This window comes from Dyella sp. 05T440 (assembly GCF_056395965.1).
In genome coordinates this window covers 1-26169 of record NZ_JBFTKN010000019.1, presented here as the reverse complement: position 1 = coordinate 26169, position 26169 = coordinate 1, and the positions used below count along the sequence as shown (strand labels likewise).

The following is a 26169-nucleotide window of genomic DNA, read 5'->3' as shown; positions in this document are numbered from 1 at the left end:
GCCATGCGGCGCCCTCTGCATCGAACCTGCAACGGTGACTTATTCGCGCTCGATCTCGAACGCGCCCACCGAAACGCCGAGGTTCACGCCCTCGCCACTGCCATGCAGGGCCAGCGACGTGGTGCCCTTGGTCAACACCTGGGCCTCGCCACTCTTGACCACGCCCGCTTCGGCACCGGCCTGCGCATAGGTGCCGAACACATCGTCGATACTGCGCACATGGGTGATGTCACCCTTGCCGTTGTCGATGCGGTACTTGCCGGCGGTGATGCCGCCGCCATTGACCGAGATCTTCACCTTGGACTTCTGGCCGTTATTGCAAACCACCGTACCGCTGCCCGAGGCATGCTTGTAGATGAGCGACCATCCGGAAATGCTGAAGGAGAGATCGCACTTCACTTCGGCTTCGGCCGCACGGGCTGCGGATACCGGTGCCATCGACATGGCGCCTGCGCAAGCCAGTACGAGAGCCGCCATACCCATTGAACGCTTGATCATTTTCATCTCCTTGCAGTGAATGAGGACTTCGGACGACGTCAGCCACTGTGGTCAGCGTGCACCTGTCCGCCGTAGCACCTCCATGGTCGGCAGTTCCCGTGAACGCAGTGTGCAAATAGCTGGATGCTTCGTTAACGGCTTCGCAAGCAATGCTGGCTCAAGGCTTAAAAAAGCGTGTCGTGCCCGTACGTTGCGCCTGGGGAAGCCCTGTGTTTCGGCCGCCTGATGAGCGCGCATGGATTGGGCGCATCACCCGTAGCGCAGGCGCGCGGCGAGGATTACGCTGACCCTCAAGATCCGAGAAAACCGCAGGCCGATCTGCCTTGGGCCGCCTCGCACCCGTGCCCGACACAGCAAGCCTGCCTGTGCCCGAGGTAGCGCATGTCCAACTATTCGCTGGTCGGCTATGACGGCTCCGCCACATCGCAACGCGCGCTGCGCTTTGCCGTGCAACTGGCGCAGGCCACCGGTGGCCGCGTCCGCGTGGTGTCGGTGTTGCAGGTGACCGAAGGGAGCGCCGACACCTGTACGCTGATGATCGCCGACCAGGGCGGCAAGCGTTGCTCCCAGTTGCTCGACGAAGTGAAGGATCTGGTGCCGGGCACGGCGTCCCTGATCGACGCCGAGGTGGTGCGCGGCAGCCCCGGCGATGTCCTGCTGGAGCAGGTACGCAACCACGCCATCGATCACATCGTGATCGGCCATACCGAGCGCGGCGCGCTCGCGCGCTGGCTGCTCGGATCGGTCTCCAGCGACGTGCTCGAGCGCGCCCACGTGCCGGTGACCGTGGTGCGCTGAGCCCACCCGCCAGCCCCGCGGGTCGGCGCTCGTTAATCCCGCGTTGCCGTCTCGTCGTATGCTGTCACACGATCGTCATGCCAGGCTGGCGCCGTGCCCCGCGTCAAGCCAGCCCTTCGGCCCCCCGCACAGGAAAGCCCGCGTGAGCTATGCCCAATCGTTGCCCTGGACCCTCGAAAGCCTGGACTTCAGCCGGATCGACATCCAACGTGTACGCCAGAACGAAGACCTGTTTTTCTTGCTATGCAGCGCCTCCTTCGTCGAGAGTGGTTCGGACCTGTATACGCACAATCTGGTCGACCACTTCGCGGGTGACGAGACCCTGCAGACCTGGCTCAGCCAGCATTGGGAACACGAGGAACTGCAGCACGGCCGCGCCCTTGCCGCCTATGTGAAAGCGGTGTGGCCGGAATTCGACTGGGACAAGGGCTTCGCCGCGTTCTGGGCCGAGTACGGCGCGGTGTGCACCGCCGAACAACTGGAACCCATCCGTGGCCTGGAACTTGCCGCGCGCTGCGTGGTGGAAACCGGTACCGCCAGCCTCTACCGCGCACTCAACGACATCACCGATGAGCCCGTGCTCAAGCAGCTCACCGGTCACATCAAGAGCGACGAAGTCCGCCACTACAAGAATTTCTACCAGCACTACCGCCTGTATCGCGAACGCGAGGGCTTCGGTCGCTACAAGATATTCCGGGTCATCCTGCGCCGCCTCAACGAAATCCGCGGCGAAGACAGCGACATCGCGCTGCGCCACGTGTTCGATCAGTGCTATCCGCAGCACAAGGACAACCACGCCGAGTTCAAGCGCGTCACGGGACGCGCGCAGGATTTGCTGAGGCGGAATATCCCCGCGGAAATGACGGTGAAGATGCTGCTCAAGCCGCTGGAGTTGCCGCCGCGTTTGCAGAATGCGATGGAGAAGCCGCTGGCGAAGTTGGCGGAGAGGTTGTTTCTCAATTAAGGCGTGGCTGGGTGGCGCTCGCTTAGATCGATGGCGATGACCAAGGCCGAGTATTCCGCTCCGTAGGTTTGTCGCGCACAGGGTGCGCTCCCACAAATAGCCCGTCGGCAGCGTTGATCCGCCATCCACGACGTGCGCGCTCCCCTTGTAGGAGCGCACTTGTGCGCGACCGCGGCGCGTGGACTCACCGCTCCGGCCGGTCGCGCACAAGTGCGCTCCTACAACAGACAAACTGCCGACCGGCACGGTGGGCGTTCGGCTCTTGATGTGGCTCTTGATGTGGCTCCTGCCCCCGGGGTCCCCGTATGACGCGGCGGGCGGGTGGAGGAAAGCCCGCAGGGTGGCCGCATGGATGCGGCCAGTTTTTCGACAGGACAGGGATGTCCTGTCGAAAAACCCCGTAACCCGACCGCGCACCTGGAGGGCCAACGGCCCGGAAGGCGCGTCATCCGGGGGGCCCTTTCTTTTGGTTACTTTTCTTTACTCCGGGCATCCTGCCCTCCGCCCTGCGGGCCGGCTTCGCCGTTCGCACGCGCTCGAAGCGCGTGCGTGGGCAAGCAAAGAAAAGTGACCCGGGCCGCGGCAGCGGCACGGAAGCCCGCGGCAGGCGAGCCAGGTCGAGGTATCGCGACAACAAAGCGCATCACATCTGGGTCCCGGCCCGCGCCGGGATGACGAGCAAGCGTGCCGCCTCAAAAAATCATGCTGCGGAGCAACACAAAACCCACCACCCCACACCCCACCTCCCAATGCACCCGCAACATCCCCATCCCAACCCCCAAAGCTCGACATCCCGCCCACTCTGATGCATACGTATTCACTTCAATAAACCGGCACTGCCAGCGCAGAATCGCCGGACTCTGGATTGGGGAGAGGCAATGAATCTGAATTCCACACCGACGTCGACGAACTCCGTCGGTGACCTTGGGCAACACGCCACCGCGCGCGTTGTCTTGATCGCCGCGGCCGCTGCACTTGGCGGCTTCCTGTTCGGCTTCGATACCGCCGTGATCAACGGCGCGGTCGACGCCGTGCGCGGCAATTTCGGGCTGGATGCAGCCCACATCGGTTTCGCCGTGTCATGCGCGCTGCTAGGTTCTGCTGCTGGTGCGTGGTACGCCGGCCCGCTCGCAGACCGCGTCGGCCGAGTACGCGCGATGCAGGTGGCGGCCGTGTTGCTGGCTCTGAGCGCCTTGGGCGCGGGTTTGGTGAACGGCGTTGGCCTGTTGGTGTTCTGGCGCCTGGTGGGCGGCATCGGCGTCGGTGTGGCCTCGGTGATCGCGCCGACCTATATCGCGGAAATCTCGCCTGCCGCCGTGCGCGGCCGGCTCGGCTCGTTGCAGCAGCTGGCCATCGTGCTTGGCATCTTTGCCGCGCTGCTGAGCGATGCATGGCTGGCCGGTACGGCGGGCGGTGCCTCGCACAAGCTCTGGTTCAACCTGGACGCGTGGCGCTGGATGTTCCTGGTCGCCGTGGTGCCTGCATTGATCTACGGCTCGCTGGTGCTCGGCGTGCCCGAATCGCCGCGCCACCTGGTGGCCAAGGGTCGCCTGGCGGAAGCCAAGGACGTGCTGCGCCAGGTGCTGGGCATGCACAACGAGGCTGCCCTCGATGCCAAGGTGAAGGACATCCAGCAGAGCCTGCACTCGGAATACCGCCCCACCCTGAAGGACTTGCGCGGACCGCGCCTGGGCCTGCTGCCGGTGGTGTGGATTGGCATCCTGCTGTCGGTGTTCCAGCAGTTCGTGGGCATCAATGTCATCTTCTATTACTCGTCCACCCTGTGGCATTCGGTGGGCTTCAGCGAAGCCGATTCGTTCTCCATCACGGTGGCCACCTCGGTGGTGAACGTGCTGGTGACCCTGGTCGCCATTGCGCTGGTGGATCGAATCGGTCGCAAACCGCTGCTGGTGATCGGCTCGGCCGGCATGGCCGTCACCCTCGGCGCGATGGCGTGGTGCTTCTCGCAGGCCACCGGCAGCGGCGCCACACTGAGCCTGCCGGCGCCGTGGAACATGGTGGCCCTGGTTGCCGCCAACGCTTACGTGGTGTTCTTCGGCCTCAGCTGGGGCCCGATGGTGTGGGTGCTGTTGGGCGAAATGTTCCCCAACCGGATCCGCGCCATTGCGCTGGCCGTGGCCGCCGCCGCCCAGTGGCTGGCCAATTTCGCCATCACCAGCACCTTCCCTGCGCTGGCTGAAGCGGGCCTCGCTTTCGCCTACGGCTTGTATGCCGCGTTTGCCCTGATTTCGCTGATCTTCGTGTTGAAGGCCGTGCGCGAGACCAAGGGCATCGAGCTGGAAGATATGCAGAGCTGAGTATTTAGGGACGAGGGGCGAGCGTGGGCAGGCGGTCTTGGCGCCCTCACTACTCGCCCCTGACCCCTTTTAAGGCCCAGCCAACCGGCATGCGACAATACCCGCATGACCGACTTCCGCACGCTCCCCTTAAAGCCCGCGCTGCTCGCCAGCGTGGAAACCCTCGGTTTCACCGAGATGACGCCAGTGCAGGCACAGAGCCTGCCGCCGATCCTGGAAGGTCGCGACGTGATCGCGCAGGCGCGTACCGGCAGCGGCAAGACCGCTGCGTTCGGCCTGGGCCTGCTGCAGCAGATCGACGTGGAGACGATCCGGCTGCAGGCGCTGGTGCTTTGCCCGACGCGCGAGCTGGCTGACCAGGTGAGCAAGGCCATCCGCAAACTGGCGGCCAATATTCCCAACGTGAAGTTGCTGACGCTGTGCGGCGGCATGCCGCTGGGCCCGCAGCTCGCCTCGCTCACGCATGACCCGCATATCGTGGTGGGCACGCCGGGGCGTATCCAGGAACATCTCAAGCGCTCGAGCCTGCACGGCGGCGGCATCAAGGTGCTGGTGCTGGACGAGGCCGATCGCATGCTCGACATGGGCTTTTCCGAAGCTATCGACGACATCGTGGGGCGCATCTCCAAGCATCACCAGACGCTGCTGTTCTCGGCTACCTATGCCGAGGAAATCCGCCAGGTGAGCAAGCGCCTGCAGCGCGATCCGGTGGAAGTGACGGTGGAGACGCCGCACGAGGAGACCACCATCGAGCAGCGTTTCCACGAAGTGGAGCCGGCGCAGAAACTCGATGCGCTCGCGCAATTGCTGGCCAAGGGCACGCTGCGGGATGAACAGGCGCAGCACGCGCTGGTGTTCTGCAATATGCGCAAGGACGTGGACGCGGTCGCCGAGGAACTGGACAAGCGCGGCTTCTCGGCGCTCGCACTGCACGGCGACATGGAGCAGCGCGATCGTGACGAAGTGCTGGTGCAGTTCGCCAACCGCAGCTGCGCCGTGCTGGTGGCCACCGACGTGGCGGCGCGCGGCCTCGATATCGTCGCGCTGCCCCTGGTGGTGAGCTTCGACATTGCACACGATCCGGACACGCACACGCATCGCGTGGGCCGCACCGGTCGCGCCGGCGAGAATGGCCTCGCCATCACGCTGGTGACGCCGCGCGAACGCCCCAAGGCAACCAATATCGAACAACAGCTGGGCCAGCCGCTGCCGTGGCATCCGCTGCGGGTGGCGCCCTCGCGCGGCAAGCAGCTCAACCTCGCACCGATGAAGACGGTGGTGATCGATGCCGGCCGCCAGGACAAACTGCGACCCGGCGATATCCTCGGCGCACTGACCGGCGACGCTGGATTGGACGCCAAGGACATCGGCAAGATCGACGTATTCGCCACCCGTGCCTATGTGGCCATCCGTCGGGATCTTGCGAACAAGGCGCTGGAGCGACTGCGCGCGGGCAAGATCAAGGGGCGGAACTTCCGGGTACGCTCGCTGCACTGAGGTTACCCGCTGCCCGCTACGCGCGAGGCTGCCCTTCGCAAAGGATGTCGTTTTCATGATACGCCGGCTCAGCTACGCGCTCGCCCTGATCGCCCTTGTCAGCTCTGCGTCCATCCACGCCGCCACGCCGGTCTACGGCTATCGCGTGGTGCATGTCTATCCGCATGACACCTCGGCGTATACGGAAGGCTTGTTCTACAAGGACGGCTATCTGTACGAGAGCACCGGTGAAGCGGGCGAGTCGACCGTGCGCAAAGTGGAACTGGAAACCGGCAAGGTACTGCAGCGCCATGATGTGCCGGATGCGTATTTCGGCGAGGGCATCGTCGACTGGAATCACGAGCTGATCCAGCTCACCTGGAAGAGCGAGCTTGGTTTTGTCTACGACCTGGCCAGCTTCAGGCAGCAGCGCACCTTCCGCTATCCCGGCGAAGGCTGGGCGCTCACGCGCGACAGCAAGCATCTGTACATGAGCGATGGCTCGCCGGTGCTGCGCGTGCTCGATCCGAATACGCTCACCGCCACCGGCAGCATCATGGTCACCGACAACGGCGAGCCGGTGACCAATCTCAATGAGCTGGAATGGGTGAGGGGGGAGATCTACGCCAACGTGTGGATGACCAACCGCATCGCACGCATCGACCCGGCCACCGGCCATGTCACCGGCTGGATCGACCTCAGCGGCTTGCTCGATGTGAGCCGCCTGCCTGACCCGGGCAACGATGTGCTCAATGGCATTGCTTACGACGAGCAGCACGATCGCTTGTTCGTCACCGGCAAGCGCTGGCCCAAGCTGTTCGAGATCACGCTGGTCAAACCGTAAGTCCCTGCGAAGGCCCGGCAATACGATGCGGCGAGCTCCGGGGAGGGCCAAATGGCATGGTTCTGCGCGGCCACATCTGCGATGTAAAGTCGGGGGCTGATCACCGGGAGACCCTGATGCGCCTTGCCCCGTCCCTACTGCCCTTCGCGCTGTGCCTTGCCATCTCTACCGCCTACGCCGACGACGCACCGGCGCAGCCGCGCCAGCATGCATCGCTGCAAGCCTTGTCCACCGCACCGAGTGAAGCGGAACTGCATGCCACGATTGCCAAGCTGGTGAGCTTCGGCACGCGCCACACGTTGTCGGACACCAAGTCGGACAAGCGCGGCATCGGCGCTGCGCGGCGTTGGGTGAAGTCGCAATTCGAGGACATCTCCAAGGCCTGCGGCGGTTGCATCGAGGTGGTGACGCCGTCGCAGATGTTCACCGGTAAGCGCATTCCGCAATCCACCGAAGTGATGGATGTGGTCGCGATCAAGCGCGGCAAAAGCGATCCCAAGCGCGTGATCGTGATGACGGGCCATCTCGATTCGCGCGTCACCGACGTGATGAACGCCAAGTCCGATGCCCCCGGCGCGAACGACGATGCCTCAGGCGTCGCCGCCTTGATGGAAGCGGCGCGGCTGCTGTCCAAGGAAGACAACGACGCCACCCTGGTATTCGCGGCGCTCTCCGGCGAGGAGCAGGGCCTCTACGGTGGGAAGGTGCTGGCCGACTACGCCGTTGCGCAGGGCTGGAACGTGCAGGCCGACCTCAACAACGACATCGTCGGCAACAGCCACGGTTTGAACGGCGTGCTCGACAACACCACGGTGCGCATCTTCTCCGAAGGCACCAAGACCAACGAAACCCCGGAGCAGGCGAAGTACCGCGCCTACCACGGCGGCGAAGTGGATTCGCCCTCGCGCAATGTGGCGCGCTACATGGAGCAGATGGCAACCACCTATCTGCCGGACCTGCGCGTGCACATGGTGTATCGCACCGACCGCTACAGCCGCGGCGGCGACCAGGTGCCATTCCTGGAGGCCGGTTATCCCGGTGTGCGCGTGACCGAAGGTCATGAGGATTACACGCGCCAGCACCAGGATCTGCGCAGCGAGAAGGGCATCAAGTACGGCGACACCATCGACGGCGTCGACTTCCGCTATCTCGCCCGTGTCACCGCGCTCAACACGGTGACCATGGCGGCGCTGAGCCGCGCCCCTGCCCCGCCGTCCGGCGTGAGCATCGAGGGCGCGCTGGCCAGCGACACCACCGTGCACTGGAAGAAGGTGCCGGGCGCTGCGGGCTACATCGTGCATTGGCGCGACACCACCGCCCCGCAGTGGCAGTACAGCCGCGTGGTCGGCGACAGCGACCAGGCGGTGATCAAGGACGTGGTGATCGACGACTGGTTCTTCGGCGTCTCGTCGGTCTCGGCCGATGGCTATGAAAGCCCGGTGGTATTCCCTGGCGATGCCGGCAGCTTCGAGCGCTCGCCTGCGCCGAAGTCGCCCTAAAGCGGATTGTTCCGAAGGCGCAAAGCCTTGCGAAACGATAAGATCGGCCGGTTGCCGCTCCGGGGGGAGCGGCAACCGCATCCCATGGGATGCGTATCAACGGACGATACCAGGGGAAAATCCATGCTTCGCAAGACGCTACTGCCGGCCATGGCATTGCTGGCCGCTTTTGTACTCGCCGCACCGGTCGCGGCCATGCCCGAAGATGGCGGGCATCAGACGTCCGCCGAGGCGTTTGTCAGTTCGCTGCATCCGACCACCGGCGAGGTGTCCATACCGGGCGCGCAGGCCACGCTGAAGCTGGCCAATGGCTACAGTTTTCTTTCCGCCGCCGATGCGCAGCGCGTGCTGACGCAGGCCTGGGGCAACCCGCCGGACAACAGCGTGCTGGGCATGATCATCCCCAGCACCGATGCGCATGCCGTACTCGATGAGAAAACCTGGGCGGTGGTAGTCACCTTTATCGACGAAGGCTATGTGTCCGACAAGGACGCCGAGAAGATCGACTATGACGACATGCTCAAGGACCTGAAGAAGGCCGCCCAGGACAGCAACTCTGAGCGCCTCAAGGAAGGCTATCCGGCCGTGGAGCTGGTCGGCTGGGCCGAACCGCCGCATTACGACGAAGCCAGCCACAAGCTCTACTGGGCGCGCGACCTGAAGTTCAAGAAGGCCGACGGCAGCGCCGACGGGCAGTCGCTGAACTATGCGATCCGCGTGCTCGGCCGCAAGGGCTATCTCTCGCTCAACGCCATCGCACCGATCGACCAGCTCGCCCAGGTGCGTGCCGACATGCCCGACGTAGTGGCGATGGCCGAGTTCAATCCCGGCGAGCGTTATGCCGATTACAACTCGAGCACGGATAAGGTTGCGGCGTATGGCATTGCGGCGCTGGTGGCGGGCGGTATTGCCGCCAAGGCTGGCTTGTTCGCGAAGCTCGGCCTCATGTTGCTGGCGTTGAAGAAGTTCGTGGTGATCGGCATTGCGGCGATCGGCGGTTTGTTCGCCAAGATCTTCAAGAAAAAGCAGGCCTGATGCTGGTGTGGCGCTGCGTTGCCTGAGGGGGCGCAGCGATCACCGACCCATGTAGGAGCGCACTTGTGCGCGACCAGCCAACGGAGCGGTGCGCCTCAGCGCTGCGGTCGCGCACAAGTGCGCTCCTACAGCGAAACGAAGCGCCTTCATCGGCGACTCTCCCATGGCACGCCGAGCCCGATCAAGCGGCGTAATCCGTCATCGCTGGGTTGCAACGCGCGGCTGCCGGCACGGCGACGCAACCAGCCTGCGTCCAGCAAGGCGTCGGTGAGCGAAACACCGAGTGGGCCGCCCAGGTGCAGGCGGCGTTCGGTCCAGTCCAGACAGCTGCGTCCGGACAGTGGCAACAAGGCTTGCACGCGTGCGGCGTCGAGGCCGGCTTGCACCAGCGCTTGCGCACCGTCGTCCTGCAAGCGCATGCCTTCGCTCGCGGCTAGCAGGTAACCCTGCTGCAGCAGGGCATCGCACAAGCCCACGCCCAATCGTCCCGCAAGATGCCGATAGCAGGTGCGTGCCATGCGCAAGGGGCGATCGCCGCCGGTGGGATCAGGCAACACGGGTCGCGCGCGCGGCGCGGCCAGCGTTTCGATCAGCGCGGCTACGTCATCGTCTGCGAGCCGGTAATAGCGATGACGCCCCTGCTCCTGCACCGCCAGCAGGCCGCCCTCGAGCAGGCGCTTGAGATGCGCGCTTCCCGTCGCCGCACCCACACCGGCCGCGCGCGCCAGCTCGCCTGCGGGACGTGCCGTCCCGTCGATCAAGGCCAGCAACATGGCGGCACGTGCCGGTTCGGCGAGCAGGGCGCCGATCTCGGCCAGTTGGTAGCGGCTTGGAGCGATCGCATCGTTCATGCGCGCAGTCTAGCGCGCCCGTTTCGCTGAACACTTCGCTGCGTGGCGAAACGTTCAGCGGCATAGGCGACGACACTGAACTCATGGACATGCATCGCTACCCACATACCCGAGTCATCCACCCATCCATTCTCTATTTCGGCACGCCGGTCGTGCTGATCACCACCTGCAACGAGGACGGCTCGACCAATATCACGCCGATGTCGTCCGCCTGGGCGCTGGCCGACCGCATCGTCATCGGTCTTGCGGGTGGCGGACAGGGCTTGTCCAATCTGCGGCGCGAGCGCGAATGCGTGCTGAACTTTGCCAGCGAAGACATGCACCGCGGCGTGGAGCGCATCGCCCCCACCACCGGTCGCGATCCTGTACCCGGGTGGAAACAGGCCAACGGTTATCGTCACGAGGCAGACAAGATGGCGCTGGGCGGGTGGCACGCCGAGGCTTCACTTTCGGTGAAACCGCCACGCATCGTGGACTGCCCGCTGCAAATGGAAGCGCGCGCGATACTTGCGGTCGAGCGCCCCCTGGATGCCTGGCGCGATGGCGCCGGCGGCTACGCGATCATCGAGCTGGAAGCGCTGCATGTGCACGCGCATGAGGATGTGACGGTGGCCGGGACCCAGCACGTGGATCCACGGCGCTACCGTCCGCTGTTCTATCTGTTCCGCCATTACGTGGGACCGGGCAAACCGCTGGGCCGTACGTTTAAAGCTGAAGTTTGAGCGTTGGACGTGATGTTCATGCCGTGAAAACCGATGCTAGGATCAACTCCCATCTCAGCTCGATCGCGGTAGCGGCCCAGTATGCGCATGCTTGTCACAGGCAGTTCGGGGCACCTGGGTGAAGCGCTGGCGCGCACCCTGCTTGAGCTCGGCCACGAAGTGATCGGGCTGGATGTGGTCGAGGGGCCCTACACCCAGCGGCTGGGTTCGATCTGCGACCGTGCCTTTGTGCGTCGCTGCATCGCGGGCTGCGCCACGGTGTTCCATCCCGCCACGCTGCACAAGCCGCATGTCGCCACGCACACTCGGCAGGATTTCATCGACGTGAACCTCACCGGCACGCTCAACCTGCTGGAAGAAGCAGTGGCCACCGGCGTGGAATCGTTCGTCTACACCAGCACCACCAGCGTGTTCGGCGATGCACTGGCGCCACCGGTCAGCGAGCCGGCGGCATGGGTGACCGAAGACACGCTCGCCATGCCCAAGAACATCTATGGCGTCACCAAGGCCGCCGCCGAAGACCTGTGCCAGCTGTTTTCGCGCAACCAGGGGCTGTCGACCATGGTGCTGCGCACGTCGCGCTTCTTTCCCGAAGAAGACGACGACCGCTCGGTGCGCGCCCGCTATACCGACGGCAACCTCAAGGCCAACGAATTCCTCTACCGCCGCGTCGACATCGAAGACGTGGTGAGCGCGCATCTGCTGGCCGCGCGCCGCGCGCCAGCGCTCGGCTTTCGCCGCTACATCATCAGCGCCACCACGCCGTTCCTGCCGGAGGATCTGGCCACCTTGCGCGCGCATGCGCCGCTGATCGTGCGTCGACGCGTGCCCGGTTACGACGCCGTGTACGCACGACACGGCTGGAACATGGCCCAGGGCATCGACCGGGTGTACGTGAACCAGCGGGCGCGCGAGGAACTTGGCTGGGCGCCGCGCCATGATTTCGCTGCCGTGGTGGCTCGTCTCGAAGCGGGTGAGGACATCCGCAGCCCGCTGGCGAGGCTGATCGGTTCCAAGGGCTATCACGCGGACAGCTTCAGCGACGGTCCGTATCCCGTCGACGCCTGAGGCTTATCCGCCGATGCTGGCTCAACCCACGATGGCCAGCACCGCCGCCAGCCAGATGGCGACCACCCCACATGCGAAGGCGCGGCGCGCGGGACGGATGCGTTCGGCGCTGTCGTCGACCACCGGCGTGGTGATGATCCACGGCACCGAAGCCAGCAAGGCGAAGCCCACAAAGGCCAACACGATCACGAAGATGTCGACGACGCGCCATGGCACCGGCTCGTGCACGCCCCAGTAACCCAGAAACGCCATCCCCATCGCGCACAGCGTGGCCGACGCGGAACACAACCCGACAACTGAACCTGTTGGCGCGCGCATGGCGTGGCCCCTTGGCGGAAGACGGTGCGGCGTACAGCCTACCGCAGCCGGCCGGCGAGGGCCCCTGCCGTCCGCGAGGCGCCGTGTCGAAATCCGCCCTGCCCGTTCGTCATAAGGGTGAGCGCGCCATAGCGGCGCCCGCCAGCCCCCTCGAAGGAGTCGACGATGTCCCTGCCCCATCGCACCACCACCGCCCTTGCCTGCGCCCTGCTATGCCTGACCGCCGCTGGCGCGGCCCATGCCGCCGCAGCGACCTATGTGATCGATCCGGCGCACACCTACCCCAGCTTCGAGGCCGATCACATGGGCGGACTCTCCACCTGGCGCGGCAAGTTCGACCGTAGCTCGGGCAAGGTCACGCTGGACAAGGCCGCCGGCAACGGCAGCGTGGACATCACCGTGGACGTCGCCAGCGTCGATTTCGGCCTGGACAAGTTGAACGAGGCCGCGCGCGGCAACGAGTTGTTCGACGTGAGCAAGTACCCCACCGCTACTTACCGCGGCAAGCTCGCCGGTTTCGTCAACGGCGCGCCGACCAAGGTCGACGGCTCACTGACCCTGCACGGCGTGACGCGTCCACTGGAGCTCAGCATCAAGAGCTTCAAGTGCATGCCGCATCCGATGTACAAGCGCGAACTCTGCGGGGCCGACGCCTATGCCACCTTCAAGCGCGACGAGTTCGGCCTGGACAGCGGCAAGTCCTACGGCTTCAGCATGGAGGTAGTGCTGCGCATCCAGGTGGAAGCGCTGATCGACGACGGCAGCGCCGGCAAGGTTGCCCTCGCCGCGCCTGCCCACTGACCCGGGACGCCACCATGTCACTCACGCTCTATATGCATCCGCTGGCCTCGTACTGCCACAAGGTGTTGGTCGCGCTGTACGAAAACGACACGCCCTTTGATCCGCACGTGGTGGACCTGATGGACGAGTCCGCGCGCGACGCGTTCTACAAGCTGTGGCCGATCGGCAAGTTCCCGGTGCTCAACGACCATGCACGCGGCTGCCTGGTGCCCGAATCGAGCATCATCATCGAGTACCTCGCGCTGCACTACCCCGGCACCACCGCGCTGATTCCCCATGACGCCGATCAGGCCCGCGAAGTGCGCTTCCGCGATCGCTTCTTCGACCAGTACGTGAGCGAGCCGATGCAGAAGGTGATCACCGACCGCCTGCGCCCCAAGGCCGAGCGCGACCACCTGGGCGTGACGCAGGCGCGCGACAAGCTGCGCACGGCACTGGACCTGATCGAACTGGAATTTGCGCGTGACAACGGCAGCCGTCCGTGGGCTGCTGGCCAGCACTTCAGCATGGCCGACTGCGCCGCGTCGCCCGCGCTGTTCTACGCCAATCTGGTGATACCGCTGGAGGACGCGCACCCGCTGACGGCGGCATACCTGTTGCGGCTGATGCAGCGTCCGTCATTCGCACGCGTGCTGCATGAAGCGCAGCCCTATATGCACATGGTTCCCATGGAAACGGCGGAAGCCTGACTTCCGCCCCTCGCTATCGACATCAAGGAAGCTCCCCATGCTCATCGCACTCATCGTTGTGTTGCTGCTTGTCGCCGTCGTGCTGATCATCGCGGCGATGCGGCCCGATCAATTCCGCATCGAACGTTCCGCATCGATCAAGGCCCCGCCGGAACGCATCTTTCCCTTCATCAATGAGCTGCACCGCTGGCAGTCGTGGTCGCCGTACGAGAAGAAGGACCCTACCATGCAGCGCACGTTTGAAGGCCCCTCGTCGGGTCCGGGCGCCGCTTACGGCTGGAACGGCAACAAGAACATTGGCAGCGGCAGGATGGAGATCAGCGAATCGACGCCGTCCTCGCTCGTGCGCATCAAGCTGGAATTCTTCACGCCCTTCCAGGCCAGCAACACGGCCGAGTTCGTGCTTGAACCGCAGGGCGATGCCACTCGCGTGATCTGGGCCATGCAGGGGCGTTCGCCTTTCATGAGCAAGTTGATGGGCGTGGTCTTCAACTTCGACAAGATGGTCGGCAAGGATTTCGAGGAGGGCCTGCTCAACTTGCGCGCGCTGGCCGAGCGTCCTTCCTGATTGCGCGCTGCAACAGACGCGCAACTCGACTGCGAAACTTACGCCGCGCCTAAGCAAGCCGGCTTGCTGCTGAACGATTTGCGGTGCGCGAGTGTTGAGCGTCAACCGCCTTGGAGAACCCTCGTTCTCCGGCCTAAGTCATCCCTCCTGGGGATGACTGCAGGGGTCACACGATCCACCATGCAGAGAGCTCGCGCTCTGGACGGTGACGCCTGTCCCAACCGTCGGACCTACGAGGACATCGCCCATGAAGAACGTTTTGTCGTCACGCCGCAGCCTGCTCGCCCTCGGTCTCGTCGCCGCCTTCGCCAGTGCCGGCGCCATGGCACAGACCAGCACCACCGATGTGCCGGGTCATCCGCGCGTCAACGAGGTGAACCAGCGCCTGGACAACCAGCAGAACCGCATCCAGAACGGCGTCGCCGACGGCCAGATGAATGCCAGGCAGGCCGCCCGCGATGAAAAGCAGGATGCCAATATCGCGCAGCGCGAAAGCCGCGACGAAGCCGAGCACGGCGGTCATCTCACCAAGCAGGAACAGAAGAACCTCAACAAGTCGCTGAACAAGGACAGCACCCGCATCCACAAACAGCGCACCGGCGGCTGATCGCCTCCGTCAGACCAGTGCAACGGCCCGGCCCCTGCCGGGCCGTTTGCATTTGGAAACCGGGCCGGCAGCGCCACGCGAAGCCCGATCGTGCTTTTTGGCAAACCCGACGTTCTTTTGGCAAACCCCGCAGGCGTGCTGGCGCGAATCTATACCTGCCAGCTCAACGACGTATGGCTTGAAAGATCCGCCGCTCCCGTCAACCGCTCCACGGTTCCCGCTACCGGCAAATATCAGCCATCCCGAACAAGGCCGCGATGTCGCCCAAGCGATACGCGCCCAACTTTCGAACCTGCGAGGAATCCACCATGAAGCACATCCGCTACGGCCTGATCGCCTTCGGCCTGGTCGCCGCCTTTGCCAGCGCCGCCGCCTCGGCACAAGACAATCCGATCTATATCCCGGGCCATGGACGCATCAACCAGGTGAACCAGCGCCTGGCCAACCAGCAGAATCGCATCGACGCCGGCATCGCCGATGGCCAGATCAATGCGCAACAGGCCTTCCGCGACGAGCGCCAGGATTCCAACATCGCCGCCCGCGAAATGCGCGACATGGCCGAGCATGGCGGCCACCTGACCGCGGCGGAACAGCAGCACCTCAACCGGTCGCTCAATAACGACAGCGGCCGCATCCACTACCAGCGCAACGGGTACTGATCCCCAGCCGCCAGTGAGGCCAGCGGCCCGGCCTGCCCGGGCTCCTGGCCGTGGCTGGACCACAACTTCCAGCACTGGCCGCACCCCGCCGTCGTGCCAGTATCCCGGGACCATCATTGGGGAGGGAGTAGCGTATGGTCAGCAGGATTCTGGCGGCAGCGTGCGCATGTGCACTGAGCCTGGGCGTGGCTCACGCGGCCGATACGGCCACGGGCAAGCCGCAATACGGCGCATGGGGTTTCGACCAGGCGGGCGCCGATACCTCGGTCAAGCCCGGCAACGACTTCTTCCGTTACGCCAATGGCACCTGGCTGGATCACACGCCGATTCCTGCCGACAAGCCGGCCGTCAGCCTGCGACTGGCCATGACCGACCTCACTGAGCAGCGTCTGCACGAGCTGATGGAGGCCTCGGCGCGGGACAAGACCAACGGCGCCTCAATCGAAGGCAAGGTCGGCGCGTTCTATCAATCGTTCATGGATCAGGCACGCGTCGATGCGCTCGGTGCCAAACCGATCGCGCCTCAACTCGATGCCGTGAAGCAGGCCACCACGCGCGACGCTCAAGCGGCGCTGATGGGTCGCAGCGGCCTGGATTTCGAAGGATCACTGTTCAACATCTATTTCGATGTCGACCTGAAAGACACCAATCGCTACGCCGTCTACGTATCACAGGCAGGTCTCGGCCTGCCGGACCGCGACTACTACCTCAAGCCAGAATTTGCCAAGCAGAAAGCGGCCTACCAGGCGTACGTGACGCAGCTGCTCACCCTCGCCGGATGGCCTCAACCGGAGGCTGCCGCAAAGGATGTGCTGGCCTTCGAAACCGCCATCGCGCAGGCCAGCATCAGCAAGGTCGAGCAACGCGATCCGGTGGCGATGTACAACCCGATGAGCATAAGCGACCTGCAGAAGCTCGCGCCCGGCTTTGCGTGGAATGATTTCCTCAAGTCCGCCCAACTCGACCAGCGCAAGCAGATCGTGGTGATGGAAAAGACCGCGTTTCCCCAGCTCGCGGCGCTGTATGCGAAGACGCCCGTCGCCACCATCCAGGCGTGGCAGGCCGCACGCATTGCCGACAACGCGGCGTACTACCTCTCGACGCCCTTCCAGCAGGCGTACTTCGAGATGCACGACAAGACGCTTGCCGGCCAGCAGCAGATGGAAGTGCTGTGGAAGCGCGGCGTGCACGCGGTATCCGGCGGCGACTGCGGCGCAGGTGACCGCCTCGCCTGTTTCGGCAATCTGGGCTGGGCCGTCGGCCAGCTGTACACCGACAAGTATTTCCCCGCCTCGTCAAAAGCCAAGATCGAAGCACTCGTGGCCAACCTCAAGGCCGCCTATCGCGTGCGCATCGAACACCTCGACTGGATGGGCCCGGCAACACGCAAGGAAGCCCTGAAGAAGCTCGACACTTACACCATCAAGGTGGGCTACCCCGATCATCCGCGCGACTATTCGAAAGTCACGATGCGCAGCGATGATCTTGCCGGCAATGTATTACGCGCCGCGCAGGCCGACTGGTCGTTCAATGTCGATCGCCTGGACAAGCCGGTCGACCGCAGTGACTGGAGCATGACGCCGCAGACCAATGACGCGTACAACGGCTCGCTGCGCGACATCGTGTTTCCCGCGGCGATCCTGCAACCGCCGATCTTCGATCCCAACGCCGACCCGGCAATCAACTACGGCGCCATTGGCGGCGTGATCGGCCACGAACTCACCCATGGTTTCGACGACCAGGGCCGCAAGATCGACGCCAGCGGCGCGCTGCGCGACTGGTGGACGCCGGCCGACGCCAAGGCATTCGACGAACGCGCCAAGAAACTCGGCGCGCAGTACGACGCGTTCGAACCGCTGCCCGGCGTACATATTAACGGCAACCTCACGATGGGCGAGAACATCGCCGATCTGGGCGGCCTCACCCTTGCACTCGACGCCTACCACGCGTCGCTGCACGGCAAGCCCGCTCCGGTGATCGACGGCTTCACTGGCGACCAGCGCGTCTTCATCGGCTGGGCCCAGGCTTGGCGCGGCAAACTCACCGACGACGCCATCCGCCGCCAGGTCACCAGCGATCCACACTCGCCGCGCAAGTTCCGCGTGAATGGGCCGGTGCACAACATCGATGGGTGGTATCAGGCGTTCGGGGTGCAGCCGGGGGATGCGTTGTATCTGGATCCGAAGGAGCGGGTGCGGATCTGGTGAGAGTATCCGACGACAAGCATGTGAGCTCTGCCGGCTGACTGCAGTGGCTTGAGAAAGCCACGGGAATGCCGGCAAGCCGCCCGGCGCGGCACATTGCTGCGCCTGATCGCCATGACTAGACTGCGGCCATATTCCGGAGGGGGAATGCGTCATGGCTCGTTGGGGTTCGGCTGCCTTCGCGGCGGCCATGTTGCTGCTGGCGTCGTCGGTCCACGCGAACAGTCCGAAGGATCCCATCGAAGCCAGCATGCTGGTGAGTGGAACCGTCGAAGTTCTTCCTGACGGAAAGGTTGGCAGCTACGCGCTGTACAAGGCAGAAAAGCTGCCGCCTGCTGTCCTGGATCTCATAAAGCGCGTCGCGCCGACCTGGAAATTCGAGCTCGGCGAGGCCCATACGACACCGTTTCAGGAAAGGATGTCGCTGCGCATCGTCGCCACCAGCGCCGACGATCGCCACATGACGTTACGCGTTGCCAGCGCCGATTTCAGCGACAAGGACGAGGCGGAAGGTGCGACGATCACGTGGGCACGTCGTGTGCCGCCCGTCTATCCATCGCTTTCTCGCAACAACAACGTCTCCGGCACGGTTTATCTCCTCGTCCGTGTCGGTCAAGACGGCAAAGTCACCGATGTGAGCGCCGAACAAGTCAATCTCGGCGTCTCCGTACCAAGCGCTGCGCGGATGGCCGAATTTCGCGAAGACCTTGCCCACGCTGCCATCAAAGCGTCGAGATACTGGAAGTTCCAACTGCCCACATCGGGCAACCTGGTACAAGCGCCCTATTGGGACGCGCGGATACCCGTGGGCTTCATAATGAGCAGCGGCTCGGAGACGCCGTATGGCGAGTGGGACGTGTACGTGCCGGGTCCCCGTGAGCACATCGCCTGGGCTGAGGATTCTGCGCTAGTCGCAGAAGCGCCCGATGCCATTCCTGACGGCTCGATCCATCTGCTGGGAAGTGGCACACATTTGATTTCACAGACAGCGCCCAACTGAGTTATCGACACACGGAACGCCACTCGCTGGAGTTCCTTTGGGCATCGCCGCTAAGCGCGGTCAGCTCGAACTGGGCTCGTCCACCGAACGCGCGCCTGCATCGACATGAAACGCCGACACCATCGGCGTCGTCATCATCGTCGTCACAATCGCCATCACCAACAGGATGGTGAACATCGCACTGTTGATCACGCCCGCATCGAGGCCAACCTTGATGACGATGAGCTCCATCATGCCGCGCGCATTCATCAGCGAGCCGATGGTAAGGCTGTCGCGCCAGTTCTGACCGGAGAGGCGTGCGCCAGCTGTGCCGCCGATCAATTTGCCGGCCACCGAAACAGCGAGCACGAGCAACAAGGCGATGCCTGCTCCGCCGGTCAGCAGCTTCGAACTGGTGCTCAGTCCGGCCAGCACGAAGAACACCGGCAACAACGCGGCAATGGTGACGCGTTCAACGCGATCGATCAGGTTTTCCAGCAGGCGATCGTCGCGCGGCAGGCAGGCGCCGAACAGGAACGCACCGAATACCGCATGCAGGTTCAGCCATTCGGTGATGGCTGCGCAACCGAAGGCGCCGGCCAGCAGGAAGGCCAGCACCGCGCCGTCGGCATTGCCGTCCGGTGCGTGACGCGCCAGCAGCTTTGCGCATAACGGGCGCAGCACGAACCAGGTCAGCACGAGCAAGGCGGCCAGGCCGATCATGGTGCGCCAGAACGGCGCCCAGTCGCCATGTGCGCTGATCAGCGCCACCACGAAGGCCAACATGATCCAGGCCAGCACGTCGGCCACCGCTGCTGCCGCGATGCCGAGGCGGCCGGGCAGCGACTCGGTGATGCCGCGCTCCTTCACGATGCGCGCCATCACGGGCAATGCGGTGATCGCACACGCCGTGGCAAAGAACAAGGTAAAGCCCAGTCGACTGATGCCTGGCGGCGCATAGTCCACATACAGCCATGGCGCGGCGAGCAAGGCGAGCGCGACAGGAATCACGATGGCCAGCCCGCCGATCCACGCCGCCGGCCGCAGCAAGCCACCCTGCGCACTGGCCGGCACGCGCAACTCCGCCCCTACCACGGTCATGAACAACACCAGGCCCAGCGTGCTGAGGCTCTGCAGGTTGCCGAGGCTGTCGACGGGAAACAGCTGCTGCTGCCACTCCGGTGCGATGGCGCCGAACACGATCGGGCCCAACGCGAGACCTGCCAGCATTTCGCCAACAACTGCCGGCTGGCCGATGCGCCTCGCGAGCGCAGCGATAAGCCGCGACACCACGATGATCACCAGCAGTTGGACGAGCAGCAGCGGATGGCCCATGGATTTCCCGGTGAAATAGAGGGCCGAACGGCCAAGCCCGGAGCTTGCCTTGTATGTGCGGTGACCCGCAACATGCGTCGATCACGTCATCCGCCAGGATGCGCCCACATCGAAGGACGCCCGTCGCATGGCCCACGTACTCATCCCCGTTCCGCATCAGGACTTCGATCCCAGCGAAGTTGCAGTGCCATGGCGCGTACTCATCGAAGCGGGACATCGCGCGACGTTCGCCACGCCCGATGGCCGGGTGGCCAGCGCCGACCCCATCATGTTGAGTGGCGAAGGGCTGGATCCCTGGGGTTTCGTGCCCGGTTTGCGCAAGCTGCGCTTGTTCGGCTTGCTGTTGCGCGCCAATGCCGATGCGCGGCGCGATTACGCGGCGCTTGAGAAGGATGTGGCGTTCAACGCCCCGATCGCCTGGGATGCCATCGATGCCGAACGATTCGACGGCTTGCTGCTGCCGGGTGGACATTGCGCGCGCGGCGTTCGCGAGTATCTGGAAAGCGAGCAGCTGCAGCGCGTGACGGCTGCCTTCTTCACCGCCGACAAACCGGTGGCTGCGATTTGCCACGGCGTCGTACTGGCGGCGCGCAGCCGCGGTGCGGACGGTCGCTCCGTGCTGCATGGGCGGCGCACCACCGCCCTCACCTGGGCGCTGGAAAAATCCGCGTGGTCGCTCACCCGCATCACGCGCTTCTGGGATCCGGACTACTACCGCACCTATCCCGACGGCGCGGGCCAGCCAACGGGTTATATGTCCGTCCAGCAGGAAGTGACGCGTGCGTTGGCCAGCCCCGACGATTTCCTCGACGTACCCAAGGACGCCACCGACCATCAGCGCAAGACCTCCGGCTTGGTACGCGACAGCGACACGGACGACACGCCCGCCTTCGTCGTACGCGATGGCAGCTACGTGTCGTCCCGCTGGCCGGGCGACGTGCACCGGTTCGCCCGCGAATTCGCAGCCCTCCTTGAGACGCAGGCCGAAACGCGCCTTTGAGACGCTTTTCGGAGAGGCGGCACTTGCACTAGCCGAGAGTCGCCGCAGCGACCTCCCCTATGAAAATTTCCTAGCATTTCCTAACTCCGCCCCCATCTTGGAGTTTTCGGGCTTATCCACGGTCAATCCACAATCTGTTGGGTTGACCGACCCGGTGTAGCCCGATATGTTGTGCCTCGTCGGTGCCACTCTCAGACCTACGGTCGGAATGGCTTAATAGGGAACTCCGGTGCAAATCCGGGACTGCCCCGCAGCGGTAAGTGGAAACGAAAGCCCCCATCGCACTGGCCCTCGGCGGCTGGGAAGCGGGGGCAACTAGGCCGGGCCTCACCGCCCATGTCCACGAGTCCGAAGACCTGCCGGCACATCAGGGCCCAACGCCCTGGTGCGTAGTGACGGCTTCCGCGGGGAAGCGCGTCGATGCGCGGGGCTGCTGCCCTGCTGCTCGACCGTCCGCGAAACGTCACCTTTTTTCAGCCCTGCGCGCGGGAGCAGGCGGTTGATGACCAAGCTTGGAGCGAAGTCGCGATGCAACCTATCGATACCACCGGGCGCGAACGTGCAGACGATCGTGCCGACACTGCTTTTTCCACCGACACCGCCGTGGCCGACGCGCCGCGCACGGACGCGCCGTTCGCGCTGACCCCGCCGCACAACCCCGGCCAGATGCGCGTGACCAAGCGCAGCGGCCGCCAGGAAGTGGTGGACGTGAACAAGATCGTCCGCGCCGTCACCCGCAGCAGCGAAGGCCTGCATGGGGTCGATCCCATGCGCGTGGCGCTCAAGACCATCGGCGGCCTGTATGACGGCGCCACCACGCAGGAGCTGGATCAGCTGTCGATCCGCACGGCCGCTGCGCTCACCGCCGAAGAACCCGAATACGGCCAGCTCGCTGCGCGCCTGCTGGGCGCCTTCATCGACAAGGAAGTGAGCGGCCAGGAAATCCAGAGCTTCTCGCAGTCCATAGCGCGCGGCGCGGAGCTGGGCATCCTCAACGAGCGCCTGCGCGACTTCGTGCAGATCAATGCGCGCAAACTCAACGACGCGATCGATCCGCTCGCCACGCGCCGCTTCGAATACTTCGGCCTGCGCACAGTGTACGACCGCTACCTGCTGCGCCATCCGCAGCTGCGCAAGGTGATCGAAACGCCGCAGCATTTCTTCATGCGCATCGCCTGCGCGCTCGGCGGCAACGAGATCGGCGAGACGCTGGAGTTGTATCGCCTGCTCTCCTCGCTGGAATACATCGCCAGCTCGCCGACGCTGTTCAATGCAGGTACGGCGCATGAGCAGCTCAGCTCGTGCTTCCTGCTCGACTCGCCGCTGGATTCGCTTGAATCCATCTACGAGAAGTACGGCGACGTGGCCAAGCTCAGCAAGTTTGCCGGCGGCATTGGCCTGGCCTACTCGCGCGTGCGTTCGCGCGGCTCGCTGATCAAGGGCACCAACGGCCATTCCAACGGCCTGGTGCCGTGGCTGAAGACGCTGGACGCCTCCGTCGCCGCGGTGAACCAGGGCGGCAAGCGCAAGGGCGCGGCCTGCGTGTACCTGGAACCGTGGCACGGCGACATCGAGGAATTCCTCGAGTTGCGCGACAACACGGGCGACGACGCGCGCCGTACGCACAACCTCAACCTGGCCAACTGGATTCCCGACGAATTCATGCGCCGCGTGGAGAACGACGGCGACTGGTCGCTGTTCGATCCCAAGGTGGTGCCGCACTTCGTCGACAGCTGGGGCGAGACCTTCGAGAAGGCTTATCGCGAAGCCGAAGCCGCCGGCCTGGCCGTGAAGACGGTGAAGGCGCGCGAGCTGTACGCCCGCATGCTGCGCACGCTGGCGCAGACCGGCAATGGCTGGATGACCTTCAAGGATCGCAGCAACGCCACCAGCAACCAGACGGCGAAGGCGGAAAACGTCATCCACCTGTCGAACCTGTGCACCGAAATCCTGGAAGTCACCAATGCCGACGAAACGGCGGTGTGCAACCTGGGCTCGGTGAACCTGTCGCGCCACGTGGTGGACGGTCAGTTCGATTTCGACAAGCTCGCCGGCACGGTGCGTACGGCTGTGCGTCAGCTCGATCGCGTGATCGACCTGAACTTCTACCCGATCGACACCGCCAAGGTCGCCAACAACAAGTGGCGCCCGGTGGGTCTGGGCGTGATGGGCTTGCAGGACGTGTTCTTCAAGCTGCGCCTGGCGTTCGATTCAGCCGAAGCGCTGGCGCTGTCGACGCGCATCGCGGAAGAGATCTACTTCAACGCGCTGTCGCAGTCGAACGAACTGGCGATGGAGCACGGCGCTCACCCGGGCTTTGCGGAAACGCGCGCAGCCAATGGCGAGCTGCAGTTCGACTACTGGACCAACGCGCAGCCGAACGATGTTGCACGCTGGGATGCACTGCGCGAGTCGATCAAGGCCAAGGGCCTGCGCAATTCGTTGCTGATCGCCATTGCGCCGACCGCGACCATCGCCTCGATTGCCGGCTGCTACGAGTGCATCGAGCCGCAGGTGAGCAACCTGTTCAAGCGCGAGACGCTTTCGGGCGACTTCCTGGTGGTGAACCGCTATCTGGTGGAAGAGCTGAAGACGCTGGGCCTGTGGACGAGCGAAATCCGCGACGCCATCAAGCTGGCGGAAGGCTCGATCCAGGGCATTGCCGCCATTCCGGAACGTCTGCGCCTGATTTATCGCACGGTGTGGGAGCTGCCGCAGAAGGCCCTGATCGACCTGGGTGCCGCGCGCGGCGCGTATATCGACCAGAGCCAGTCGCTGAACCTGTTCATGGAAAATCCGAACATCGGCCAGCTCAGCTCCATGTACATGTACGCATGGAAGTCCGGCATCAAGACCACCTACTACCTGCGCTCGCGTCCGGCGACCAAGATCACCAAGACCACGGTGTCGGCCGCGCCGGTGGCGAAACCCGCACCGGTCGAGGAGCAGGAAGAGGCGACGGCGGCAGTGTTCTGCTCGCTGGAGAATCCGGAGTACTGCGAGGCTTGTCAGTAAGAAGGCGCAACGATGAAGCCCTACCGGAACCTCAGCGGCAAATCCGGGGTCGCCAGCTACGAAGCTGGCAAGGGCTACATCCGGGTTCGTTTCGTAAAGGACGGACTCTACGAATACACCGACGCAACACCCGGGCGCCTGCATGTGAAGAACATGCAGGCGCTCGCCGAGGCGGGCCTTGGCCTGTCCACCTATATCAGCCGCTTCGTGCGCGACCGCTACGCACGCAAGCTGGATTGAGCAGCACGTTTACCGAGGAACACCATGTCGAACATTCTTGATCCAGGCTTTGAACTCACCTTGCGCCCGATGCGCTACCCCGAGTTCTACGAGATGTATCGCAACGCGATCAAGAACACGTGGACGGTGGAGGAAGTGGATTTCTCGCTGGACGTGACCGATCTCAAATCCAAGATGTCCGATGCGGATCGTCACCTGATCCATCGCCTGGTCGCGTTCTTCGCCACCGGCGACACGATCGTGTCGAACAACCTGGTGCTCAACCTGTACCAGCACATCAATGCGCCCGAAGCGCGCATGTATCTGTCGCGTCAGCTGTATGAGGAAGCGCTGCACGTGCAGTTCTACCTCACCTTGCTCGATACCTATATTCCCGACCCGACCGAACGCAACAAGGCGTTCGACGCGATCGAGAACATTCCGTCGATCCGCCAGAAAGGCGAGTTCTGCTTCAAGTGGATCGACTCCATCCAGGGCCTGCAGCGCCTGGAGACGCGTGAGCATCGACGCCAGTTCCTGCTCAACCTGATCTGCTTTGCGGCGTGCATCGAAGGCCTGTTCTTCTATGCAGCGTTTGCCTACGTCTACTTCCTGCGTTCGCGCGGCCTGCTGCATGGCCTTGCCTCGGGCACCAACTGGGTGTTCCGCGACGAGTCTGGCCATATGGCGTTTGCGTTTGACGTGGTACGCACGGTGCGCTCCGAAGAGCCCGAGCTGTTCGACGAGGAGATGCGCGCGCAGGTGGAAGCGATGCTCGAAGAGGCCATCGCCTGCGAAACGCAGTTCGCGGAAGATGTGCTCTCCGGCGGCGTGGCCGGTCTTTCGCCGAAGGAAATGCGCCAGTACCTGGAGTACTGCGCCGACCAGCGCCTCGTGCAGCTGGATATGCCCAAGAAGTACGGCTCGAAGAATCCGTTCGACTTCATGGATCTGCAGGATGTGCAGGAAGTGACCAACTTCTTTGAGCGTCGTGTGTCGGCGTATCAGGTGGGTGTGCAGGGGGATGTGGCGTTTGACATGGCGTTTTGATGGGGCGGTGGGGTTTGTGGTTGGTGCTTCGGCTCGCGTAGGTTGAAATTTGGATCTCGCTTGTTGTCTCGGCGAGACCTGCTTTTTGTTCGTCATCCCGGCGCAGGCCGGAGGCGCTTTTCAACAGCCTCATGGCTGGTCATTCAGGGCCTCGGTCTTCGGTTGCCGCCTTGAGGCCAGGGTGCCGCCTACGCGGCGGGCGTTTCGAACGGCTGCCGCCGCTCGAGTCACTTTTCTCTTGCTGGCCCAAGAGATCCCTCGGGACTAGCTTCGCGTCGAAAGTAACCCAAAGAGAATGGCCTGATAACGCCCGCAGCATGGTGTTGGGATAAGCCCGAGCGCTCGAGGCGCGTGGTTGTGGGACAACCTCCGAGGGTACACAGGGGGTACCTCAAAGCGCTGCGCAACGCGCCCGAATCGCTGAGGACTTAAAGCGGGGCCTCGCTGCGCATCGGCTTTGGGCATCGCTCCGTCCTTTGCCGCGCCTGCCGCTTGTCTGTGGGAGCGCACCCTGTGCGCGACAGCCACGCCTGGGTGTACCGCTCCGTAGGTTTGTCGCGCACAGGGTGCGCTCCCACAGAAGAGCCGATCGGCAAGATTGATCCGCAACCCACGAACCTGCATAACCCTTGTAACCTGCATAACCCTTGTA

Annotated in this window: 24 protein-coding genes and 1 riboswitch; of the genes, 20 read left to right on the top strand and 4 right to left on the bottom strand. The window is 64.1% G+C overall.

What is annotated here, in order from left to right:
• Positions 1–39: 39 nt before the first annotated feature.
• Positions 40–498 carry a hypothetical protein gene (locus tag AC1DE1_RS19135; RefSeq protein ID WP_441605379.1) on the bottom strand — a complete coding sequence of 153 codons (459 nt, stop codon included), beginning with the start codon at positions 496–498 and terminating at the stop codon, positions 40–42.
• 381 nt (positions 499–879) lie between these two features.
• Here AC1DE1_RS19135 and AC1DE1_RS19130 point away from each other — a divergent pair, with 381 nt between their 5' ends.
• From AC1DE1_RS19130 to AC1DE1_RS19100, 7 genes are all read left to right on the top strand, one after another.
• Positions 880–1296: a universal stress protein gene (locus AC1DE1_RS19130; protein WP_477175091.1), complete on the top strand. Its 417-nt coding sequence runs from the start codon at positions 880–882 to the stop codon at positions 1294–1296.
• A gap of 142 nt (positions 1297–1438) precedes the next feature.
• Positions 1439–2260: a ferritin-like domain-containing protein gene (locus tag AC1DE1_RS19125; RefSeq protein ID WP_441605377.1), complete on the top strand. Its 822-nt coding sequence runs from the start codon at positions 1439–1441 to the stop codon at positions 2258–2260.
• Positions 2261–3138: 878 nt separating this feature from the next.
• The gene (locus tag AC1DE1_RS19120; protein WP_477175092.1) at positions 3139–4578 is read left to right on the top strand and encodes a sugar porter family MFS transporter; all 1440 of its coding nucleotides are present in this window, start codon (positions 3139–3141) and stop codon (positions 4576–4578) included.
• A 105-nt stretch (positions 4579–4683) separates the two neighbouring features.
• Complete coding sequence (gene dbpA / locus AC1DE1_RS19115) at positions 4684–6075, top strand: ATP-dependent RNA helicase DbpA (RefSeq protein WP_477175093.1); 1392 nt, start codon at positions 4684–4686, stop codon at positions 6073–6075.
• Between the two features lie 55 nt (positions 6076–6130).
• Positions 6131–6898, top strand: a complete 768-nt coding sequence (locus tag AC1DE1_RS19110) for a glutaminyl-peptide cyclotransferase (RefSeq protein WP_477175094.1) — start codon at positions 6131–6133, stop codon at positions 6896–6898.
• Positions 6899–7014: 116 nt separating this feature from the next.
• Entirely contained in the window at positions 7015–8397 is a 1383-nt protein-coding gene (locus AC1DE1_RS19105; protein ID WP_477175095.1) for a M28 family metallopeptidase, read from the top strand.
• Between the two features lie 123 nt (positions 8398–8520).
• Positions 8521–9432 (top strand): DUF2167 domain-containing protein, encoded by a 912-nt coding sequence (locus AC1DE1_RS19100; protein ID WP_477175096.1) that lies wholly within the window; start codon positions 8521–8523, stop codon positions 9430–9432.
• 146 nt (positions 9433–9578) lie between these two features.
• Here the strand turns inward: AC1DE1_RS19100 and AC1DE1_RS19095 are convergent, their stop codons facing one another.
• Entirely contained in the window at positions 9579–10283 is a 705-nt protein-coding gene (locus AC1DE1_RS19095; protein WP_441605371.1) for an ArsR/SmtB family transcription factor, read from the bottom strand.
• 89 nt (positions 10284–10372) lie between these two features.
• On the opposite strand from AC1DE1_RS19095, the gene AC1DE1_RS19090 reads away from it, so the two are divergent.
• Positions 10373–11005 (top strand): flavin reductase family protein, encoded by a 633-nt coding sequence (locus AC1DE1_RS19090; protein ID WP_477175097.1) that lies wholly within the window; start codon positions 10373–10375, stop codon positions 11003–11005.
• A gap of 81 nt (positions 11006–11086) precedes the next feature.
• A complete protein-coding gene (locus AC1DE1_RS19085) occupies positions 11087–12073 on the top strand; it encodes an NAD-dependent epimerase/dehydratase family protein (protein WP_477175098.1) in 987 nt (328 codons plus the stop codon).
• Between the two features lie 21 nt (positions 12074–12094).
• On the opposite strand, the gene AC1DE1_RS19080 is transcribed toward AC1DE1_RS19085, so the two are convergent.
• Positions 12095–12391 (bottom strand): hypothetical protein, encoded by a 297-nt coding sequence (locus AC1DE1_RS19080; RefSeq protein WP_441605368.1) that lies wholly within the window; start codon positions 12389–12391, stop codon positions 12095–12097.
• Between the two features lie 165 nt (positions 12392–12556).
• Here AC1DE1_RS19080 and AC1DE1_RS19075 point away from each other — a divergent pair, with 165 nt between their 5' ends.
• The 7 genes from AC1DE1_RS19075 (at position 12557) to AC1DE1_RS19045 (ending at position 18919) form a co-directional block, all read left to right on the top strand.
• A complete protein-coding gene (locus AC1DE1_RS19075; RefSeq protein ID WP_477175099.1) occupies positions 12557–13192 on the top strand; it encodes a YceI family protein in 636 nt (211 codons plus the stop codon).
• Between the two features lie 14 nt (positions 13193–13206).
• Entirely contained in the window at positions 13207–13881 is a 675-nt protein-coding gene (locus tag AC1DE1_RS19070; protein WP_441605366.1) for a glutathione S-transferase family protein, read from the top strand.
• Positions 13882–13918: 37 nt separating this feature from the next.
• The gene (locus tag AC1DE1_RS19065; RefSeq protein WP_477175100.1) at positions 13919–14449 is read left to right on the top strand and encodes an SRPBCC family protein; all 531 of its coding nucleotides are present in this window, start codon (positions 13919–13921) and stop codon (positions 14447–14449) included.
• Positions 14450–14696: 247 nt separating this feature from the next.
• A complete protein-coding gene (locus AC1DE1_RS19060) occupies positions 14697–15056 on the top strand; it encodes a hypothetical protein (RefSeq protein ID WP_477175101.1) in 360 nt (119 codons plus the stop codon).
• Positions 15057–15364: 308 nt separating this feature from the next.
• Entirely contained in the window at positions 15365–15715 is a 351-nt protein-coding gene (locus tag AC1DE1_RS19055; protein WP_477175102.1) for a hypothetical protein, read from the top strand.
• 134 nt (positions 15716–15849) lie between these two features.
• Positions 15850–17922 carry a M13 family metallopeptidase gene (locus tag AC1DE1_RS19050; protein ID WP_477175103.1) on the top strand — a complete coding sequence of 691 codons (2073 nt, stop codon included), beginning with the start codon at positions 15850–15852 and terminating at the stop codon, positions 17920–17922.
• Positions 17923–18073: 151 nt separating this feature from the next.
• Positions 18074–18919 (top strand): energy transducer TonB, encoded by an 846-nt coding sequence (locus AC1DE1_RS19045; RefSeq protein WP_477175104.1) that lies wholly within the window; start codon positions 18074–18076, stop codon positions 18917–18919.
• Between the two features lie 60 nt (positions 18920–18979).
• Here the strand turns inward: AC1DE1_RS19045 and AC1DE1_RS19040 are convergent, their stop codons facing one another.
• Positions 18980–20233 (bottom strand): cation:proton antiporter, encoded by a 1254-nt coding sequence (locus tag AC1DE1_RS19040; RefSeq protein ID WP_477179262.1) that lies wholly within the window; start codon positions 20231–20233, stop codon positions 18980–18982.
• A gap of 127 nt (positions 20234–20360) precedes the next feature.
• Between AC1DE1_RS19040 and AC1DE1_RS19035 the strand changes: the two genes are divergently transcribed.
• The 4 genes from AC1DE1_RS19035 to AC1DE1_RS19020 all read left to right on the top strand — a co-directional run bounded on the left by AC1DE1_RS19035 (position 20361) and on the right by AC1DE1_RS19020 (position 25517).
• Positions 20361–21233, top strand: a complete 873-nt coding sequence (locus AC1DE1_RS19035; protein WP_477179261.1) for a type 1 glutamine amidotransferase domain-containing protein — start codon at positions 20361–20363, stop codon at positions 21231–21233.
• A 163-nt stretch (positions 21234–21396) separates the two neighbouring features.
• Positions 21397–21611: riboswitch (cobalamin riboswitch) on the top strand.
• A gap of 150 nt (positions 21612–21761) precedes the next feature.
• Entirely contained in the window at positions 21762–24248 is a 2487-nt protein-coding gene (locus AC1DE1_RS19030; protein WP_477175107.1) for a ribonucleoside-diphosphate reductase subunit alpha, read from the top strand.
• 12 nt (positions 24249–24260) lie between these two features.
• Positions 24261–24488 (top strand): hypothetical protein, encoded by a 228-nt coding sequence (locus AC1DE1_RS19025; protein ID WP_441605357.1) that lies wholly within the window; start codon positions 24261–24263, stop codon positions 24486–24488.
• Positions 24489–24512: 24 nt separating this feature from the next.
• Entirely contained in the window at positions 24513–25517 is a 1005-nt protein-coding gene (locus AC1DE1_RS19020; protein WP_046972461.1) for a ribonucleotide-diphosphate reductase subunit beta, read from the top strand.
• The last annotated feature ends 652 nt before the right edge of the window (positions 25518–26169 follow it).